Origin of the sequence: Natronorubrum sediminis, from assembly GCF_900108095.1 — an archaeon.
Lineage (GTDB): Archaea > Halobacteriota > Halobacteria > Halobacteriales > Natrialbaceae > Natronorubrum > Natronorubrum sediminis.
The window spans coordinates 165,696-183,298 of record NZ_FNWL01000003.1; the positions used below are offsets into that span (position 1 = coordinate 165,696).

The 17,603-nt window shown below is 63.0% G+C and carries 18 protein-coding genes; 5 read left to right on the forward strand and 13 right to left on the reverse strand.

Annotation, left to right across the window (positions count from 1 at the left end):
* Positions 1 to 200 precede the first annotated feature (200 nt).
* The 3 genes from BLW62_RS14410 to BLW62_RS14420 all read right to left on the reverse strand — a co-directional run bounded on the left by BLW62_RS14410 (position 201) and on the right by BLW62_RS14420 (position 2,652).
* Entirely contained in the window at positions 201 to 1,592 is a 1,392-nt protein-coding gene (locus BLW62_RS14410; protein WP_090507741.1) for a signal recognition particle protein Srp54, read from the reverse strand.
* Between the two features lie 61 nt (positions 1,593 to 1,653).
* On the reverse strand, positions 1,654 to 2,115 hold the full coding sequence (locus tag BLW62_RS14415; RefSeq protein WP_090507742.1) for a toxin-antitoxin system TumE family protein: 462 nt from the start codon (positions 2,113 to 2,115) through the stop codon (positions 1,654 to 1,656).
* Positions 2,116 to 2,652, reverse strand: a complete 537-nt coding sequence (locus tag BLW62_RS14420; protein ID WP_090507743.1) for a DUF7342 family protein — start codon at positions 2,650 to 2,652, stop codon at positions 2,116 to 2,118.
* Positions 2,653 to 2,776: 124 nt separating this feature from the next.
* On the opposite strand from BLW62_RS14420, the gene BLW62_RS14425 reads away from it, so the two are divergent.
* Together BLW62_RS14425 and BLW62_RS14430 are read left to right on the forward strand one after the other, a co-directional pair.
* Positions 2,777 to 2,998 carry a type II toxin-antitoxin system HicB family antitoxin gene (locus tag BLW62_RS14425; RefSeq protein ID WP_090507744.1) on the forward strand — a complete coding sequence of 74 codons (222 nt, stop codon included), beginning with the start codon at positions 2,777 to 2,779 and terminating at the stop codon, positions 2,996 to 2,998.
* A 62-nt stretch (positions 2,999 to 3,060) separates the two neighbouring features.
* Positions 3,061 to 4,581, forward strand: coding sequence for a dihydrolipoyl dehydrogenase (locus BLW62_RS14430; protein WP_090507745.1), 1,521 nt, complete (start codon positions 3,061 to 3,063; stop codon positions 4,579 to 4,581).
* Here the strand turns inward: BLW62_RS14430 and BLW62_RS14435 are convergent.
* Positions 4,578 to 5,375 carry a sulfurtransferase gene (locus BLW62_RS14435; RefSeq protein WP_090507746.1) on the reverse strand — a complete coding sequence of 266 codons (798 nt, stop codon included), beginning with the start codon at positions 5,373 to 5,375 and terminating at the stop codon, positions 4,578 to 4,580. The genes BLW62_RS14430 and BLW62_RS14435 overlap by 4 nt on opposite strands.
* 281 nt (positions 5,376 to 5,656) lie before the next feature.
* Between BLW62_RS14435 and BLW62_RS14440 the strand changes: the two genes are divergently transcribed.
* Positions 5,657 to 6,514, forward strand: a complete 858-nt coding sequence (locus tag BLW62_RS14440) for a sulfurtransferase (protein WP_090507879.1) — start codon at positions 5,657 to 5,659, stop codon at positions 6,512 to 6,514.
* A gap of 146 nt (positions 6,515 to 6,660) precedes the next feature.
* Here the strand turns inward: BLW62_RS14440 and BLW62_RS14445 are convergent, their stop codons facing one another.
* Complete coding sequence (locus BLW62_RS14445; protein ID WP_090507747.1) at positions 6,661 to 7,842, reverse strand: polysaccharide deacetylase family protein; 1,182 nt, start codon at positions 7,840 to 7,842, stop codon at positions 6,661 to 6,663.
* 195 nt (positions 7,843 to 8,037) lie between these two features.
* Between BLW62_RS14445 and BLW62_RS14450 the strand changes: the two genes are divergently transcribed.
* Positions 8,038 to 8,670: a rubrerythrin family protein gene (locus tag BLW62_RS14450; RefSeq protein WP_090507748.1), complete on the forward strand. Its 633-nt coding sequence runs from the start codon at positions 8,038 to 8,040 to the stop codon at positions 8,668 to 8,670.
* Positions 8,671 to 8,684: 14 nt separating this feature from the next.
* On the opposite strand, the gene BLW62_RS14455 is transcribed toward BLW62_RS14450, so the two are convergent.
* The 6 genes from BLW62_RS14455 to BLW62_RS14480 all read right to left on the reverse strand — a co-directional run bounded on the left by BLW62_RS14455 (position 8,685) and on the right by BLW62_RS14480 (position 13,352).
* Positions 8,685 to 8,957, reverse strand: a complete 273-nt coding sequence (locus tag BLW62_RS14455) for a DUF7553 family protein (protein ID WP_090507749.1) — start codon at positions 8,955 to 8,957, stop codon at positions 8,685 to 8,687.
* 103 nt (positions 8,958 to 9,060) lie between these two features.
* Positions 9,061 to 9,900, reverse strand: a complete 840-nt coding sequence (gene thiM / locus BLW62_RS14460; RefSeq protein ID WP_090507750.1) for a hydroxyethylthiazole kinase — start codon at positions 9,898 to 9,900, stop codon at positions 9,061 to 9,063.
* A gap of 10 nt (positions 9,901 to 9,910) precedes the next feature.
* On the reverse strand, positions 9,911 to 10,561 hold the full coding sequence (gene thiE, locus BLW62_RS14465) for a thiamine phosphate synthase (RefSeq protein ID WP_090507880.1): 651 nt from the start codon (positions 10,559 to 10,561) through the stop codon (positions 9,911 to 9,913).
* An 83-nt stretch (positions 10,562 to 10,644) separates the two neighbouring features.
* Positions 10,645 to 11,391: a CatB-related O-acetyltransferase gene (locus tag BLW62_RS14470; protein ID WP_090507751.1), complete on the reverse strand. Its 747-nt coding sequence runs from the start codon at positions 11,389 to 11,391 to the stop codon at positions 10,645 to 10,647.
* 216 nt (positions 11,392 to 11,607) lie between these two features.
* Positions 11,608 to 12,228, reverse strand: a complete 621-nt coding sequence (locus BLW62_RS14475) for a GNAT family N-acetyltransferase (protein WP_090507752.1) — start codon at positions 12,226 to 12,228, stop codon at positions 11,608 to 11,610.
* 71 nt (positions 12,229 to 12,299) lie between these two features.
* Positions 12,300 to 13,352, reverse strand: a complete 1,053-nt coding sequence (locus BLW62_RS14480; RefSeq protein WP_090507753.1) for a phosphatase PAP2 family protein — start codon at positions 13,350 to 13,352, stop codon at positions 12,300 to 12,302.
* 237 nt (positions 13,353 to 13,589) lie between these two features.
* On the opposite strand from BLW62_RS14480, the gene BLW62_RS14485 reads away from it, so the two are divergent.
* Positions 13,590 to 14,030 (forward strand): hypothetical protein, encoded by a 441-nt coding sequence (locus BLW62_RS14485; protein ID WP_090507754.1) that lies wholly within the window; start codon positions 13,590 to 13,592, stop codon positions 14,028 to 14,030.
* 76 nt (positions 14,031 to 14,106) lie between these two features.
* Here BLW62_RS14485 and BLW62_RS14490 read toward each other — a convergent pair whose 3' ends face one another.
* Positions 14,107 to 15,906 carry a Coenzyme F420 hydrogenase/dehydrogenase, beta subunit C-terminal domain gene (locus BLW62_RS14490; RefSeq protein WP_090507755.1) on the reverse strand — a complete coding sequence of 600 codons (1,800 nt, stop codon included), beginning with the start codon at positions 15,904 to 15,906 and terminating at the stop codon, positions 14,107 to 14,109.
* Positions 15,896 to 17,581: a nitrite/sulfite reductase gene (locus tag BLW62_RS14495; RefSeq protein ID WP_090507756.1), complete on the reverse strand. Its 1,686-nt coding sequence runs from the start codon at positions 17,579 to 17,581 to the stop codon at positions 15,896 to 15,898. Before BLW62_RS14495 ends, BLW62_RS14490 begins: the two co-directional genes overlap by 11 nt.
* Positions 17,582 to 17,603: the final 22 nt, after the last annotated feature.

The following is a 17,603-nucleotide window of genomic DNA, read 5'->3' on the forward strand; positions in this document are numbered from 1 at the left end:
GTGGAGTTAATTCTTTCTCGAGTGTTCGGAGCTGAATCGAACGCTTCCGAACAGGGATTCGTGCCCGCGGTGAGGTCAGTTACTCGCCTCGACTTAGTGCCAATCGAACGGTTTCGACGAGAAAAACGATCGAATTTGCTCGAATTGTACTGGCTAAAACGATCGGTACGTGCGATACCAAGGGCCGTGTGCGCTTTCGATTAGCCGAACGGCCCCATTCCGCCCATGCCACCACCGCCGCCACCGCCGCCTTGCATCTGCTTCATCATCCGCTGCATCTCCTGTTCGGAGCCCATGCCCTGGAACTGCTTGATGGTCTTTTCCATCATCTTGTACTGCTGGAGTAACTCCCGGACCTTCTCCTCCTCGGTGCCCGACCCGCGGGCGATGCGTTCGATCTGGTTCGCGCCGATGGCCTTCGGATACTCCTTTTCGGCGTCGGTCATCGAGTCCATGATGACGCTGAAGGTTCGCATCCGCTCTTGGGTGACGTCCATCGCGTCGTCGGGCAACTGGTCTTTGATCCCGCCGCCGAAGCCGGGGATCATGTCCATCACCTGATCGAGGGGACCCATGTTGTTCATGGCCTCCATCTGCTTTTGCATGTCGTTCAGGGTGAACTGACCCTGAAGCATGTCCTCTGGCTCCCAATCTTCCTCGTCCATCTCGGTCTGTTGCATCGCGCGCTCGACGCGCTCCGTGAGCTGTCCGAGGTCGCCCATGCCGAGCAGTCGGGAGATGAAGCCGTCCGGTTCGAAGCGCTCGATGTCTTGGACCTCTTCACCGGTCCCGAGGAAGGCGATCGACGAATCGGTCTGGTCGACCGCAGTCAGCGCGCCACCACCCTTCGCAGTACCGTCGAGTTTCGTAATGACGACGCCGTCGATACCGATCGACTCGTCGAACTGCTGGGCCTGGTCCTTCGCACCCTGCCCGATTGCCGCGTCGAGGACGAGCAACGAGGTGTCTGGTTCGACGACGCCTTCGATCTGTTCGATCTCGTCGATTAGATCGTCCTCGAGCGCGTGGCGACCGGCCGTGTCCACGATGTGGACGTCGGCTTCGCTGGTCTCCTCGAGTCCCTTTCGAGCGATTTCGACGGGATCCTCGGCGTCAGGGTTGCCGTAGAAGTCGACCTCGGCGCGCTGGGTCATCTCCTTTGCCTGATCGTACGCACCGGGCCGGAAGGTGTCGGTCTGGATCACGGCGGGACGGAGCCCCTTCGTCGAGAACCACCAGGCCATCTTCGCCGCGGAGGTCGTCTTCCCCGACCCCTGCAGTCCGGCGAGGAGAATCGTCTGTTCCTCGAGGGGCAGCTCCGTCGATTCGCCGATGAGGGCTACCAGTTCCTCGTAGACGATGCTGAGGACGAAGTCCCGCGCCGGCGTGCCAGCCGGTGGCTCTTCCTCGAGCGATCGCTCTTTGATGTTGTCCGACAGCTCCATCACGAGCGAGACGTCGACGTCGGCCGAAAGCAAGGAGCGTTGAATCTCCTTGACGATCTCCTCGATGTCCTCCTCGCTGAGTCGTGACTTCCCGCGGAGTTTGTCGAGGGTACCCCGCAGAGAACTCCCGAGATCGTCGAGTACCATTTGCCACGACTACGGGGCGACGGTGTTAAAGGCTTTTTCTACGGTCGACAGCGGGGTCCGGTCACTCCTCGGCCGTCGTCGACTCGTCCCACCGCTGTTCGACTCGTGTTTCGACGGCAGCCAACACGACCGACAGAACGTCTCTCGGGTGCAACGACGGCAACTCGAGGCCGGTCGTGTCGTTCCCAGCAGGCGGCTGGTGGAAGTGAAGCCTGTCGTCGTGCGCGTTCGGATGGCGATCCCAGCGACACTCCCATCGTACGTCACTCGCCATCGATTCGACGTAGTGAAACGAAAAATCCCCCGTCGTAAACCAGCGACAATCGAGCCTACTCGCCGTCACCTCCGACGGATACTGCTCGTCGTTGAGGCGCACACGAAGCTCCCGAGGTTCGTCGCTATTTGGATCGAACACAGTCTCCTCGACGATGGGTTCGGCCGAGAACTGGCGCTCGAGCAATCGAAGCGTCCGACGGTCGGGTGGGCCGGTCGTCGGCTGGTCCCCACTTGCAGGAGCCGTCATTTAGGCCGGAATGAGGTGTCCATCGTTCTGTGAAATCTGGCGTGCGAGTTCGTAGAGGCGGATGTCCCGTTCCAGTGCGTGCCACTCGCTGAGTCGGTCCATTCGTTCGTGGACGCGCTCGTGGTCGGCGCGATCGAAGACCGAGACTGCCGACGGGTCGTCCGTTCCGAACTGGTCGACGAACTCCTCGCGACGCGCCTCTAACTCGCCGACGCGGTCGATAAGTTCGTCGACTGGCCGATCCTCGGCCAACCGATTTGCTTCTTGCCACTCGAGATAGCTGTCGTTGCGCTGGTACTGGGCGGGTTGGACGTCGTGGTCCGCGCGCACGATGCCCATTTCGGCGAGTCGATCGAGGTGTTTTTTCGCCGCGTTCGGCGAACACGCGGCGATCGACGCGATTTCGGCGTACGACGTCGACTCCGTCACCCCGAGCACAGTATCGTAGACGCGGTCAAACGTATCCGTTCGCTCGCGCCACCGGTCGCGGACCTCGTCGACGGCATCTTGATCCGGCACTGGATCGAAATCGGTCATAGTCGTCGTACGCACTCGAGACTAATATGTGTTCACAGTCGCAAATATTTGTGAGCAGTGTCTCTGCTGACACAGGCGCACTGTCGTCGATGCGTATTTCAGCCGTCCAGACCAACGCCTTCCTATGAGTAACGACGCAGATATCGACCCCTCGAGCTACGAGGGACTCGAGGATGCGGAAGTCACGATGCGCGAGAACGACCACGGCTTGCACATCGCCGACGACGAGGTGACGGGCGTCTCGAGCCAGGGGCCGACGCCCGAAACGGCCCTCGAGAACCTCGCGGAGGCTGTCAAGTCCTACCGGGAAGCGACGAACGACGATCCGGGAGACGACTGGCTCTAGACGCTCGAGACCGGCCACCGCACGCTCGTGTTTTACGGACCCGTTCGTGGACAAATAGTGGTATGGACGAGTACGATATCGTCGTCGTCGGCGGGGGCTCGGGCAGTCAGGTCGCGACGGCAGCGGCCGAAACGGGCCTCGAGGCGGCCGTTGTCGAACCCGGCCCGCTCGGGGGTACCTGTATCACTCGGGGTTGCGTGCCGTCGAAGGCACTGATTCATCGAGCAGACTTGCTCGAGGAGATTCGACACGCCGAGGCGTTTGGCATTCCAGCCGAAGTCGGGGGGATCGACTACGGCGCGATTACGGACGCGATTCACGAGACGGTCTACGAGAAGGCGGATCGACAGGAAGCGAGCCTCGAGGACGCCGAAAACGTGACGCGCTACCGCGGCGAGGGTCGCTTCGTCGACGACCGAACGCTCGAGGTCGCGTTGAACGAGGACGCCGACGCCGCGGATTCTGCAGGCGAGACGATCGAAATTCACAGCGAGACGATCGTCCTCGCGGTCGGTAGTCGACCGATGGTGCCACCGATCGACGGCCTCGACGAGATGGATTTCCTCACGAGCGAGGACGCGCTCTTTCTGGACGACCGACCCGACTCGCTCGTGATCGTCGGCGGCGGCTACATCGGTGCCGAACTGGGGTACTTCTTCGGTGCGCTCGGCACGGAGGTGTCGATGATCGGTCGCAGCGAGACGCTGGTCCCGCGCGAGGACGACGATGTCAGCGAGTTCGTCACCGAGTCACTCGAGGACTACTGTGCGGTGTACGCCGGCTACGAGGCGAACGAGGTCGACCAGCGGGACGGACAACCGGTCGTCACTGCCGTCCCTGCCGGCGGCGACGGCGGCGATGACAGCGACGACGACGGCGGCGAATCGATCGAACTCGCGGCCGACGACCTCCTGCTCGCGACCGGCCGCCGACCGAACACGGACACGCTGAACCTCGAGAACACGGACGTCGAAATGGACGACGAGGGCTACGTCGAGACGGACGACCGTCTCGAGACCACCGCGGACGATATCTGGGCGCTCGGCGATATCGTCGGCGAGGAACCCTACAAGCACGCGGCGGACTACGAGACGAGAATCGTCACGGCGAACGTGCTTGGAGACGGTGCTACCGTGCGCGAGGACGGCGAGACGGGTTCGGCGTCGGTCGAAGGCGGCCGGACCGTCGATTACACCGCCATGCCCCACGCGATTTTCACCGCGCCACAGGTTGCGAGCGTCGGCCAGACGACGGGGGAACTCGAGGAGTCGGGAACCGAGTACGAGTCGGCGAGGGTCTCCTTCGACGCCGCGCCGCTGGGACTGATCCGCGAGGCAGAGGGCTTCGTCAAGGTGCTCGCGAGTCCAGCGGGCGAGATTCTGGGCTGTCACATCGTCGGCCCGGACGCGTCGACGCTGATTCAGGAGGTCGTCGTCGCGATGGACGCCGGCGACGGAACCGTCGACGACGTCGCCGACTCGGTGCACGTCCACCCGGCGCTCTCGGAAGTGGTGTACGCGGCGTTCGACGACCTCTCCTCGAGTCAGTTCTCGAGCGCGCCGGACTGGCGAGACGTGCGTTAGTCGGCCGTCCCGGTTTCGACAGCGCCGTCGTTCGCCAGCCACTCCGTCAAACTCCCCTCGTAGAAGCTGACGTCATCGTAGCCCAGCGCGCGGAGGACGACGTAGGTGTGGCTGATCCGTCGGGCCGTGTTGCAATAGAGGATGATTTCGCGCCCGCGCGTGATGCCGGAGGACTCGAGTAAGTCCTCGAGTTCGGTCTCCGATTTCAGCCGGCGCGTCTCGTCGTCGACGACTTCGCGCCAGTTGAATCTGAGCGCACCGGGCAGTCGGGCTTCTTCGAACTCGGCTTGCTCTCGAGTGTCGACGAAGAGCGCGTCGCGTTCGAGGGCGTCTTCGACGTCCTCGAGACCGATCAGTGGACTCTCCTCGCGCGAGAGCGGGGTCGGTTCGTACTCGGTCGGCTCGATGTCTGGCGCTTCGCTTTCGGTTTCGTACTCGAGGTTCCACGCGCTGTAGTCGCCGTCGAGCAAGCGCACGTCGTCGTGGCCGTACTCGAGGGCGGTCAGGACGAATCGAGCCGCGAACACACCGTGGGTGTCGTCGTAGGCGACGATCGTGTCCTCGGGCGAGATTCCAGCCTCGGAGAGCAGCGTCGCGAACGCGTCGGCGCCAGGGAGCGTTCCGCGATCGACGTCGGATTCGTCTCGGTAACGTTCGAACGGGACGTTCACGGCACTCGGAACGTGTCCGATGCCATCGTACTCCCAGGGATCTCGAACGTCGACGACGCTGAGGTGAGGATCCTCGAGTCGATCTGCGAGCCACTCGGGGCCGACGACGAAGGTATCGTCCATTGGCTGGTGGTTGCCGACTTACCTCCGAGAACACTCCGATTCCGACACCATTCCCCTGAGTACCGAGGTGACGGCAATAATTGTGAGTACATGCCGATTTTCCGATTCGCCCATCCCGTCAGTTGACGGCCGGGGCTATAACTGACCGTCCGGGAATGCGCCGGCGGATCGGCACGAATTCGGCCGTTCGAGATAGCGGCAACAGTCACCGTTACGATCGACCGCCGTCCGAATTGTCCGCTTCGAGAGGCCCTATGACCCTCCCAGCCTACGTTTCGAGTATGGCAACAGAATACGCCAACGACGTACTCGTCACGGCTGAGTGGGTCGACGACCGACTCGAGGAGTTCCAGGACGACGATTCCGACCTGCGACTCGTCGAGGTCGACGTCGACACGGAGGCCTACGAGGACGAACACGCGCCGGGCGCGATCGGGTTCAACTGGGAGACCCAGTTGCAAGATCAGACCACGCGTGATATCCTGACGAAGGAGGACTTCGAGGACTTACTCGGCTCCCACGGCATCAGCGAGGACTCGACCGTCGTCCTCTACGGTGACAACTCCAACTGGTTCGCCGCCTACACCTACTGGCAGTTCAAGTACTACGGCCACGAGGACGTCTCCCTGCTCGACGGCGGCCGAGAGTACTGGCTCGAGAACGATTATCCGACGACGGACGAGGAGCCTGACTTCTCGGAGACCGAGTACGACGCCGCGGGTCCACGCGAGAGCATCCGCGCCTACCGCGAGGACGTCGAAAACGCGATCGATCGCGGCGTTCCGCTGGTCGACGTTCGCTCGCCAGAGGAGTTCAGCGGCGAGATCCTCGCCCCGCCGGGGCTCCAGGAGACCGCCCAGCGCGGCGGCCACATTCCTGGCGCGAAGAATATCTCGTGGGCGGCCGTGACGAACGACGACGGCACGTTCAAGGACTACGACGAACTCGAGGACCTCTACGCCGAGGAGGATATCGACGGCGACGAGACGACCGTCGCGTACTGCCGAATCGGCGAGCGCTCGTCGGTCGCGTGGTTCGCACTGCACGAACTGCTCGGCTACGAGGACACCGTCAACTACGACGGTTCGTGGACCGAGTGGGGTAACTTGGTCAACGCGCCGATCGAGAAAGGCGAATAACACGACATCGCTCTCCTAACTGGCCCGTATTATCCGCTTTTTGAACGGTCGCTAGCCACACCTCGAGCTATTCGGGTCCGTTCGATCGGCCATAAAAGAACGGTCCACACCGCGGTGGGAGCGACGCTAGTCGAGGGACAGACGTCTCAGTCGAGGTACTCCGACTCGAGGTCGGCGGGCGTGATGACGTCGACGTCGGCGTCGTCGATCGCCGAGAGGGCGTCTTCGATGTCGTCGACGGAGTCGCCCACGTTTCGGTAGGAGAGCGTGGCGATCAGGCGCTGCTCGGCGGCCCACTCGAGCAGTTGCTCGACGTCGTCGCCCTCTGGGTTGGTCGTGCGCGGGGCGAGGTGTGGGTTGCTGAGGTGGCCGTGGCCCGTGTAGCTACTCGTGAACGCCACGTCGGAGTACTCTTCGGCGAGTTCGACGGCGCTCTCGTCGTAGCGGTTGAGGCCGTAGGAGTAGTAGCCGGCGTCGAAGCCGTTGTCCTCGAGCCACTCGGCCGCGCTGGCGAGTTCGTCTTCCTGCCCACTCTCGTCGTGTTGGGTGAGGTTGGTTCCCGTCGCGCCGGCGCTCGCGATAGTCCAGCCGTCGTCCTGGAGGCTCTCGAGGTCGTCCTGTGAGAGTCGATCTTCGCCGCCGACGTAGTCGGTGGCGACGAACACGGTTCCGGGCACGTCGTACTCGGCGAGCAGCGGGGCAGCTTCGCTGGCGACGTCGTCGTAAGCCTCGGGGAACTGGACCATGACGGCTCCCGTCTCCGGACGCTCGACGAAGTGGTAGTCGTCACACCATAGGGACAGTTCGCGGTCGCCGGCCCAGACGGAGATTTTCGTGTGGTCGATCGAACTCAGGTCCGGGTCGCCGTCGGTGTCGACGACGCCGAGGTTGTGGCGGGCGAACGGTCCCGCTTCGCGGACGCTACACTGGAGGAACAGTCGGTCGCCGTCGGTGTCCGTCAACTGGATCGTCGGGTTGACGTCGTGATCGCTCGCGAACGCCAGCGCGGGGAACTCGGTGGAGAGGTCCCGCGGGGTGTCGAACTCCCGCTTGATCATGACGCGTTCGCCGTCGCCGTCGGATTCCATCCGGGCGGACTGGGAGCCGGAGTAGACGCGATCTTCGTCGGCGCTGAGCGATCCTTCTTCGACCGTCCACTTGTCGAGGTCTTCGAAGTCGTCGAACGCACCCGGTTGTTCGTCCACGGGATCGGAGGACCCGTTGTCGTCACCGTTGGCGTCATCGTCGTCGCTTCCGGAGTCGGTCAGGGCGGAACAGCCGGCGACGGTGACCGCCGCCGCTGTCGCGAGGTATGCTCGTCGTTTCATTCCAATCGAAGACTGTTCGCTACCGATGATTGTTATGACTGCTCTAGAGTCTCAGCTTCGTGAGTAACGGCTGCTTATCGACTCGAATGGGCTCCCTACCCTCCCCGTGAAACCGAGTGACTGTGGTCAGACGAGGGGGACTCGAGTAAGCGCGGTCGCGACACATCTAACTCGCGGGCGAGCGAAGTTCCTGCTATGACCGACGCTGGCGCGTTCGTCGATACCGTCCGTGAAGAAAACCAGACCGCCCTCTCCCGACTCGGTTCCTCGAAATCCCTCTACGCCGAGACCGGCGGCGACATCGACACCGAACCGGTTCTCCGTGCGACAGCGGACGCCGAATACGCGGCCTGGCAGACGTTCAGCGGGTGGGCCGAGGATGCGGCCGACGATACTCGGGAGGCTTTCGAAACCACGGCGACGGAAGAGCGAGAGCACTACGAAACCGTCCGCTCCCACCTCGGCACCGAAGACTACGACCCGGAAGAACTCCCTGCCCTCCACGAGTACCTCCGCGGCCTCGAGTCACCGGTCGAGCGCGTCGGCGGCTTGATCGGCCGCATCGTCGCGAGCAAACGCTCGAAAGAACAGGTCGTCGGCTACTTCGTCGGCGACGCGGACCCGCAGACGGCGAGCGTCTTCCGCGAGTTCGGAGCCGATCTGGACGACCAACTCGAGCGCGCACAGGCCCTCGTCGAGTCCGTCTGCGACGACGAGTCAGATCGCGAGCGCGCACTCGAGGCCGCGACGGGTGCAATCGAGGCCGCCTACGGCGAGTACGTCGAAAATATGGAAGCACTGGGTGCGAATCCGAAGCCGGTCTGCTGAGGAATCGATACGACTCAGACGCCCTCGAGCGTCTCTCGATACGCGTGAATCGACTCGAGTGCCTCCGCGATCAGGTTCGCGACGGCGCCGCCTTCTTCGTCCGCAATCTCGGTGAGTACGTGTTCGTGACGCGCGAGTTTGCCGTGATCCGGTCCTCGGTCGGCGTCGGCGAGCGTTTCGAACTGTGACGATTGGTTTTCGAGGCGTTCTTTCGTATCCTCGCCCGACGCAGCGTCGGCTGCTTCTTCGAGTGTCGACGCAGCGTGCTCGAGGGTGGCTCGTGACATACGATCCGATTCGCTCGTCGACGATAAAACAGTTTCACACCTGAAGGTCACGCTGGTACACCCGGATGATGAACCGCCGGTATGTGCCGGCTCTCTCGGTGTCTCACTCGAGGCGTTCGATCCGACCCTCGAGCGAGCGGTCAGCGACCCCGTCGGCCGCCAATCCGGCGACCGTGTCGTGAAAATTCGTTCGATAACTCGCCGGTCCGGCGTACTCGCGTTCAGCGGCTCGCTCGCCCGCGATTCCGAAGGCAAGCGTCGCGTGGATGGCGGCAGTCGTCGGATCCTCGAGTGCGCCCCGGAAGACGGCGACGGTCGCGCCGAGCATACACCCGGTGCCGACGACCGCCGCGAGCATCTCGTGGCCGGCGCTGAGTCTGATCGCCCCGTCTGCGGTCGCGACGACGTCTTCGACGCCGCTGGCGACGACCGTCGTGTCGGTCGACTCGGCGAGTGACTGCGCCGCCGTCTCGATCTCGTCGTACTCGCCGACCGATTCGACACCTCGCACCTCGGCGTCGACGCCCGCGAGCGCGCTGATCTCGCCGTAGTTGCCCTTGATGACTGAGAAGCCGACGGTCTCGAGGAGCGACTCGGCGACCTCGCCTCGAGTCGGGGTCGAGCCGACGCCGACGGGGTCGAGGACGATCGGAATGTCGTGTTCGGCTGCGGTCTCCGCCGCATCGTGCATCGCCTCGACTTTCCCCTGGGGTACCTGGCCGGTGTTGAAGAGGATCGCGGCCGCACCGGCGGCCATCTCGCCGGCGTCGCCGGGCGAGTCGGCCATCACCGGGAGCGCGTTCCAGTGAAGGGTGAGGTTCGCGACGTCGTTCATCGTCACGTCGTTCGTGAGGTGCTGGACGAGCGGTGAGGTTTCGTCGATCGCTCGCAGCGAGTCGCCGAGTTCGGCCTCGGTGACGCTCGAGGGAAGTGTGCTAGTCATCGAATCACATTCAGTCCTCGACTGTCTTCGCCGTTTCGACCGCTTCAGCGAGTGCGGCCGTCGCTGCCGCCGGATCCGTGGCGGCCGTAATTTCGGAGATGACGGCGACCCCGGTGGCCCCCGACTCGACGACGGGGCCGGCGTTTTCGGCCGTGATTCCGCCGATTCCGACGACGGGAATCGAGACGCTGGCCACAATGTCGGCGACTCGCTCGGGGCCGACGCCGTCCTTCTCGGCGGCGACGTCCTTCGAGGTCGTGCCGTAGATCGTCCCGACCCCGAGGTAGTCCGCACCGGCTGCCTCGGCTTGCCGGGCCTCCTCGAGCGTCGAGGTCGAGCAGCCGACGACGGCGTCGGGACCGAGAAGATTGCGGACGGCGGCGACCGGGAGGTCCGATTGGCCGACGTGGACGCCGTCGGCGTCGATCGCCCGTGCGATGTCGACCCGGTCGTTGATGATCAGGTCCACGCCCGCCTCGGCAGTCAGTTCGCGAAGTTCTCGCCCAAGTTCGTATCGGAATCGAGCGTCGGTGCCCTTTTCGCGGAGTTGAATCGCGTCGACGCCGCCGTCGATCGCCGCGCGAACGATCTCGAGGGTTGTCCGCCCCTCCGAGAGCGACGCGTCGGTCACGAGATAGGTGTGCCAGTTCGAGACAGTCATATCGGTGCCTCTGTCCGCCGAGATAAAAGAGACGATGGTCCAGGTTCGAACCCGATAGACGCCCGATCGTTTCTCGAACTGCGTCACTCGAGCGCCGAGGTGGGGCGAGTCTCCGCGTCGAGAGCGCCGTGTTTCTCGACGATAGATCGTGGAATGTCTTCGAGTGCGTTGAGTTCGCGTTCGAAGAACTCGCGATTGGCACGCATCGTCTCCTCGTCCCACTCCCACCACTCGAGGGCGAGAAGCGCCTCTCTGACTCCGTCCGGGAATCGCCAGTTGATGCGTTCGGCTGGAACGCCAGCGACGACGGCGTACGGTTCCACGTCGCTGGTGACGACCGATCCAGCGCCAATGACCGCGCCGTCGCCGACCGTAACGCCGGAGAGTATCGTCGCTCCGGTGCCGATCCAGACGTCGTTTCCGACCGTGATCGGGCCCTCCGCGGTCGGGGGTAAGTCGCTGTCGAGAACCTCGTCGTAGAATCGAATCTGCATCGACGGCTGACTCATCCGGTGGTTCGTCTGTTGAAACGTCGACTCCCTGGCTATCGCACAGTACTTCCCGATCTCGACGTCTCCAATGAGATCGCAATTCGGCTCGAGGTTCGTCCGCTTTTTGACGGTGACGTCGCCCCCGAGTACACACCCTCTGCTCAGGCGCGTCTGTGGCTCGAGTGTGACTTCTCCGCGGAGTAGACACCCCATCGAGATTCGTGCCGACGGGGCGATATCGAGTGTAACCGACTCGGCGTAGCGATTGAGCAGTTCGTGTGTTGGAGGCGGGTATCCGAGTAGCGACACCGATCGTTCCACGAGCATGCCGAGGGACATATCGCATGGACGACGAGTAGATAAATATCACTTGTCCACCTTTGTTGAACACTTTTCAAAAAGAGGGGTTCAACCGGCACGATAATTGTTCAGAGAGACATAAACCGCCTGTCCGATGAGATGTGGAGATGTCGTTGAACTGCTCCTCACTGACACCGACGTCCCGACGTTCGCCTCGTGATTTTCCTCCCACCAACTCACGGTCTACTCTGTCACTCACTCGCTCGCATGTGCGTCTTCCTCGAGGACGCGCTCACCCGCTCGGACCAGCGACCGCCCATCGTCGGATTCGCGAACGGACGAGAACGGTCGGATCGGCGTCGGTTCGTCGGCCTTTTCAGTGAGTTGTCGACGCCACCAGGCGACGTCGTACCACTCGTCTTCGATGTAGCCCATCGCGGGGAAATCGACGACGCGATCGAAGTCCAGTCGCTCGTGGAAGCGTTCCGTCTCGGGGTTCGGAACCGTCGTCACCGCGTACGCGTCGCAGACGCCTTGGCGCTCGAGCACCGCGAACAGAGACTCGTAGAGCGCTCGACCGACGCCCGTCCGCCGCGTCGATTCGTCGACGTACACCGAGAGTTCTACCGTCCACTGGTACGCTCGGCGCTTTCGCAGTCGACTCGCGTAGGCGTAACCGACGACGTCCTCCTCGAGTTCACAGACGAGCCAGGGGTAGGTCTCGAGGGTCGACTCGATGCGCTCGGCCATCTCAGCTTCGGTCGGTGGGGTCTCCTCAAAGGTGACTGGTGAGGATTCACAAAATGGTGCGTAGATGTCACGGACATCGTTCGCGTCCGCCGGTCGTGCGATCCGAATCCGGGGATCGGCGTTCATACTCGAGCGTTCTCCTGAGTCGTGATAAGCGCGCGGGAACGCTCGGATACGAGTTGACCGACGGTCCACGATTACTCGGATACCCGTGCTCGAATCCACCGTCGGGCCCGACCGGCGTACTCTTGCCCGCCAGCGTACCCTCGCCGCCACGTCGTCGGTCGAAGCAGATATCGGATGCCGAGTCCGGCCATCGTTACCCAAAAGACGAGTGCCCGCCAGACTCGAGTCGCCCGTTCGGAGCGACGCAAGACGGGAATTGTCACGAATATACCACAGGCGATTCCGAGTGCAGCGCCGATAGCAGGCACCGAAAGCGGGTGGAATACCTCAAGTGCACTCGCCAATAGTGCGAACGCACAGGCTGCGAGTCCGCCGGTGAGTACGAGTGGACGAACTGCAGTGGTCGGTTGCTCTGCAACTGCGAGGGCCCGTCCGAAACTGATCAGTTGCCATCCCCCGAACGTTCCGAGTGCGGCTCCGAGTAACAAGACGGCGTCTGGATCGGCGCTGCTGGCAACGACTGCGAGTCCACTCGAGACGATTGACACGGAGAACGTGATGGTTGCGTGTCCGTTCTCGACTCGAGTGAACACCCACTCGAGAAGCGCGAGGAACGCCAATCCGACGGCGATTCCGACGACGATATCGACCAGATAGTGAACGCCGAGTGCGACGCGCGAGAGGCCGACGAGCGTGATGATCGCTGTGGCACCGATCAGTCGCTGACGCGACGTTCCGATCGACAGTCGGCGGGCGAGACTGACGTAGACGATGGTCGTCATGAGCGCGTGCCCGCTCGGGAAGCCGTAGCCACTGGCCATCGCCGTCCCCTCGTACACCGGCTGGATCAGGCCGGGAAGCGCCTCGAGCGCCACGAGCGGCTGCCCGGGCCGTGGGAGTGCAAAGACGTGTTTCAGCGCCGTAATCACCGACAGTCCGGCTATCGTAAGGCCGATGATAATCGCGCTGTCTTCGCGGTTGTCCGCGGACAGCCAGTACAATGTGCCCACGAGTATGGCGAGAAACCAGACATCGCCGAGTTGTGTAACGAGTGCAACGAGGACGGCCGCCCACTCCGGAACGAGTTCCTGTATGGGTTCGAACTCCCCGATACCTCTGGACATACCGGTCCCTACGGTGAACGGCCACTAATCGGTATCGTATCGACATACCCCGCACACCTCTAGCAGCCACTGTAAGTCAGTGCACACCTAATCGCTAGGCAGTTCGGCGATCAGTGTGTGATCCGTTTCAGTTGATACTATCGTGAGTGCGAACGGCGTCGCGATGGCGAGTGCACCAGTGGGTTCGCCACCGGTACGCCATCACTTCTTTTCCCTCAGGTCGACGTTGTGGACGGCATGGACGATCGCTCACAGCAACTGATGGAACTCGACGACAACGAAGCGAACGCGCTCGCAGAGCGGGCGCTCGAGTCTGAGTACGTCGACCGACTCGAGACGTTCCTCGTCGACGAACGCGGCGTCGACGTTCCGACCGAGGACACCCGCGCGTTCGAACGAAGTGACGGCCTGCAGGTCGTCTCCGTTTCAGCAGACTCGAGCGTCGAGGACAGGCCAGCAGTCGCGATGACGGTCCACTTCGAAGACGGCGACGTCGTGCAGGCGACAACCGAGCGTCACGACCCCGTTGCCGAGGGAACCGTCGAACTTGCGTTCCCGAGCGAACTCGCCCCCGATCCGGAAGCGGCGGTAACCGACATCCTCGAGCCGGATGGGCAATCCGTGACCGTCACGGTCGACGAGGTGGACGACGTCACAGTGTACCTGATAACGCTGTAGCGAAAGCGGGTAAACTCGAGTACGTGCGTCGAAAAGAGCGCACAACAGCGAAAATCGCTCGGCAACCCGAACCCGTTCAGTGACCCTGATCGTGCGGGTTCAGTGCCGTCCCGTAGCGCTCGGCGTGATCCGTGTAGTCGATGAATCGCGGTGCGTCGGGATCGAACGGTCGCTCGAGACTCTCGAAGGCCTTCTTCTTGTCCCAGCCCTGGAGCTTGCCGACCGCCGACTTGTCTTCGAGGTCGTGGTAGTCGAGTTTCGGCTCGGTGAGCTCCCACGCCTTCACGCCCTGTTCGGTTCGGAGGATGACGCTCGAGTACTCGTCGGAGCTCCCGACGGAGCCGACGGTGATGTCCGAACAGAAGCCGGTGAAGTCCGCACACTCGTCACAGCCTTTGAGTGCGGCGTCGTGGAAGTTCTCGACGTCTTCCTCGACGATCATGTTCCCGTCGTGGTCGTAGACCATCATCTTGCCGTGGAGGACGTCCATCTTGCCGATTTCGTCGGGTGAGATGTTGCGTTTTTCCTCCAACTGCTCGCCCATGAGGCTGTAGTAGTTGAAGTTCTTCGTACACATGAGCGAGATGGTGTAGTCGACGGCTCGGATGCCCTCGTTCTGGGCCTGATAGTCCCACTCGAAGTCCTGCAGGGCGCGGATGCCTTCGATCTCACACGGCGTGCCGACTAAGGCGAGCGAGAGGTCGTCCCAGTCCTTGTCGGGGAGCTTGTGCTCCCACTGTTTCAGGTCGAGGTTGCCGAGTGCGAGCGTCTGGTTGTAGACCGTCCCCGCGTTCTCGATGAGCTCCTGTTCCGTAGTCGCGAGGAAGCTCTCGGCCTTCCAGGCCTCTTCGTCGCTCTCGGTCGCGATCAGCGCGCCGTCGATTTCGCCTTCCTCGAGCAGGGTCGCGAGGATACCGGTGACGACGCCGCCGTCTTGTGCGCTGTCGGTCCAGTCGTCGTCGACCTTCGCCGAGAACTCCGTAATCGGGTCGCCAGCACCCTTGACGTTGTCCTCGCCGCCGGTGATCTTCCACTGGCGTTCATAGCGCATGCCGCCGCGGGGACAGAAGTCCCAACAGAGCGAACAGCCGGTACACATCTTGACGAGTTCCGGCAGGTCGTCCTCGCCGACGCCGATGGAGTCGGAGGGACAGGCGGCAACACAGGTCCCACACTGGATACACCGGCCCTCGTCGATGACGGCCTCGTCCAGTTCCATGAACCAGGTCTTCTCGTCGGGCGTCTCGATATCGTTCATCTCCGAGCGAATCGAGTAGTCGGGCGTCTCGAGGTCGACGCCATCTGGCACGCCGACGCGCGTATCCGGCGAGTCGTCGTAGACGTCCTGACTGACGTTTTCAGCGGGTTCGGTGAATTCGAGATCGCCGAGTTCGCCCATCTCGTCGACGTTCGCCACACCCGCCCCGTCCGTCGCGACGCGCTGGTCCTGTGAGTGTGACGACGCGTCCTGCTCTTGTGGCGACGAATCCGCGGTCTTCTCGCCGCACGAGCAGGTGTTCGGCGAGCAACTGCCGCCGCTGGCGTCGTCCGCGCCAGTCTGAACTGCGCCCGCTCGAGCGTGATCCGTTCCCTCGCGGGACCGCGGCGCGGCGCTGCCCGATTCAGGGAACATGACGGCTTCGTCGTCGTCCGTCTGGGACTCGGGAACACCGGGGAACGTCCGTTCGTCCTCGCGGCTCGCGGCTTCGCCGTCTTCTCGCGGGCTTCGCCCGCTCGAACGGTCCGCGGAGCTTCGCTCCGCGCTACTCACTTCATTCGAGGACTCACTGCGTTCGTCCTCGTAGCTCGCGTGTCGCTCCGCTTCCGCTCGCGTCTCTGAGAACTCGCTTCGCTCGTTCTCATTGTCAATCCCCATGGGCAACACCTCCAGCAACCGGGGCCTCTGCCCCTTGCATGATTGTGCGGAGTCGTCCGTTGTCGACGCGGCGACACCACTCGTAGAACTCCTCGCCGTCGTGGCGGTCGGCGTTGTAGGCCTCGAACAACTGCTCTAAGGCCGGAATCACGGAATCGGCGGGAACGGCGCTCTCGATCCAATCGAGGAACTCGTTGTCCGCGCCGAGTGAACCACCGAGGCCGAAGTCCATGCCTTCGACGATGTCGGACTCGCCGTCTTCGTCGATTTTGACGGTCTCGCCACGGAAGCCGATGTCCGCGATCTGGGGCTGCGCACAGGAGGCGGAGCAGCCGGACATGTGCATTCGGATGGCCTCGATATCGTCGGGGACGTCGATGCGCTCGTCGAGTTCGCGAGCCCAGCGCTTGGTTCGCTTTTTGGTCTCGATGATCGCGTAGTTACAGAACTCGCTGCCGGTACAGCCGACGGCACCGCGGGAGAACGCGCCGGGATCGGGCTGGTAGTCCGCGGCGAACGGCTCCGCGAGGAGGTCCTCGACGTTCTCCTCGGGGATGTGGCTGATGAGGAAGTTCTGGTCGGTCGCGAGGCGCACGGAGGCGTCCTCTGTGCCGTACTTTTTGGCCGCGCGAGCGGCTTCGGCGAACTCGGTGCCGCCCATTCGGCCGGCGACGACGTTGAAGCCGACGTACTGCAGCCCCTCCTGTTTCTGATCGTGGACGCCGACGTGGTCGTCCTGATAGCCGACGGTCAGGTTCTGACCCGCAGTCGGGAACTCGAGGCTAGTTCGGTCGCGGATCGCTTCCTCGAACTTCTCGGGGCCGAGTTGCTCGACGAGGTATCGCATGCGGCAGACGCCGCGGTTGTTTCGGTCGCCGATCTCTTTAAACGTCTGTGCGACGGCGCGACAGAACTCGACGGCGTGTTCTGGCTCGATGAAGAGGTCGAGTTCAGAGCCCATTCGCGGGCCGTCAGAGAGGCCGCCACCGACGCGAGCGTGGAAGCCGTAACGATGCTCTCCCTCGAGTTCTTTCTTCGCGGGGACGAGTCCGATGTCGTTGATCTGAGACTGCGCGCAGTCGTGGGCACAGCCCGTGATCGTGAGCTTGAACTTCCGCGGAAGGTTCGCGTACTCGCGGTTGCCCGTGAAGAACTCGGAGACGGCGTCGACGACCGGCTGGGCGTTGAAACACTCGTGGTCGTCGAGACCGGCAGCGGGACAGCCGAGAACGTTCCGGGCGGAGTCGCCACAGCCTTGGACCGTCGTCAGGCCGACTTCGTCGTATCGATCCCACATTTCGGGCACGTCCTCGACGCGAATCCAGTGTTTCTGGATGTCCTGACGGGTCGTGATGTCGAGGTAGGCGTCACCCCACAGTTCGTTTTGCTCTTCCCCGCCGTACTCCTCGGGTGCGACGGCGAGGTCGTCGGTCACTTCGCCGATAACCTCGGCCTGTTCGGGCGTGAGCTTTCCGCCCGGAACCTTCGTCCGGATCATGAAGTACCCCTCCTGTTTCTGGGCGTACATGCCGGCCCACTTCAAGCGCTCCCACTCGCCGTCACCGGCTCGCTCTTCGATTTCTTCGAAGGAGAGTCCGTCTTCTGCGTACTCGTAGACGTCGTCGATCACGTCGAGGGGATGTTTGTTCTGTTTGTACTGCTCCGTCGTATTCATCTGAACCACCGCCGGTGTGTCT

Coding starts and splice junctions, on each gene's coding strand:
- BLW62_RS14410 (WP_090507741.1), bottom strand. CDS start 1,592: ATGGTACTCGACGATCTCGGGAGTTCTCTGCGGGGTACCCTCGACAAA.
- BLW62_RS14415 (WP_090507742.1), bottom strand. CDS start 2,115: ATGACGGCTCCTGCAAGTGGGGACCAGCCGACGACCGGCCCACCCGAC.
- BLW62_RS14420 (WP_090507743.1), bottom strand. CDS start 2,652: ATGACCGATTTCGATCCAGTGCCGGATCAAGATGCCGTCGACGAGGTC.
- BLW62_RS14425 (WP_090507744.1), top strand. CDS start 2,777: ATGAGTAACGACGCAGATATCGACCCCTCGAGCTACGAGGGACTCGAG.
- BLW62_RS14430 (WP_090507745.1), top strand. CDS start 3,061: ATGGACGAGTACGATATCGTCGTCGTCGGCGGGGGCTCGGGCAGTCAG.
- BLW62_RS14435 (WP_090507746.1), bottom strand. CDS start 5,375: ATGGACGATACCTTCGTCGTCGGCCCCGAGTGGCTCGCAGATCGACTC.
- BLW62_RS14440 (WP_090507879.1), top strand. CDS start 5,657: ATGGCAACAGAATACGCCAACGACGTACTCGTCACGGCTGAGTGGGTC.
- BLW62_RS14445 (WP_090507747.1), bottom strand. CDS start 7,842: ATGAAACGACGAGCATACCTCGCGACAGCGGCGGCGGTCACCGTCGCC.
- BLW62_RS14450 (WP_090507748.1), top strand. CDS start 8,038: ATGACCGACGCTGGCGCGTTCGTCGATACCGTCCGTGAAGAAAACCAG.
- BLW62_RS14455 (WP_090507749.1), bottom strand. CDS start 8,957: ATGTCACGAGCCACCCTCGAGCACGCTGCGTCGACACTCGAAGAAGCA.
- thiM (WP_090507750.1), bottom strand. CDS start 9,900: ATGACTAGCACACTTCCCTCGAGCGTCACCGAGGCCGAACTCGGCGAC.
- thiE (WP_090507880.1), bottom strand. CDS start 10,561: ATGACTGTCTCGAACTGGCACACCTATCTCGTGACCGACGCGTCGCTC.
- BLW62_RS14470 (WP_090507751.1), bottom strand. CDS start 11,391: ATGTCCCTCGGCATGCTCGTGGAACGATCGGTGTCGCTACTCGGATAC.
- BLW62_RS14475 (WP_090507752.1), bottom strand. CDS start 12,228: ATGAACGCCGATCCCCGGATTCGGATCGCACGACCGGCGGACGCGAAC.
- BLW62_RS14480 (WP_090507753.1), bottom strand. CDS start 13,352: ATGTCCAGAGGTATCGGGGAGTTCGAACCCATACAGGAACTCGTTCCG.
- BLW62_RS14485 (WP_090507754.1), top strand. CDS start 13,590: ATGGACGATCGCTCACAGCAACTGATGGAACTCGACGACAACGAAGCG.
- BLW62_RS14490 (WP_090507755.1), bottom strand. CDS start 15,906: ATGGGGATTGACAATGAGAACGAGCGAAGCGAGTTCTCAGAGACGCGA.
- BLW62_RS14495 (WP_090507756.1), bottom strand. CDS start 17,581: ATGAATACGACGGAGCAGTACAAACAGAACAAACATCCCCTCGACGTG.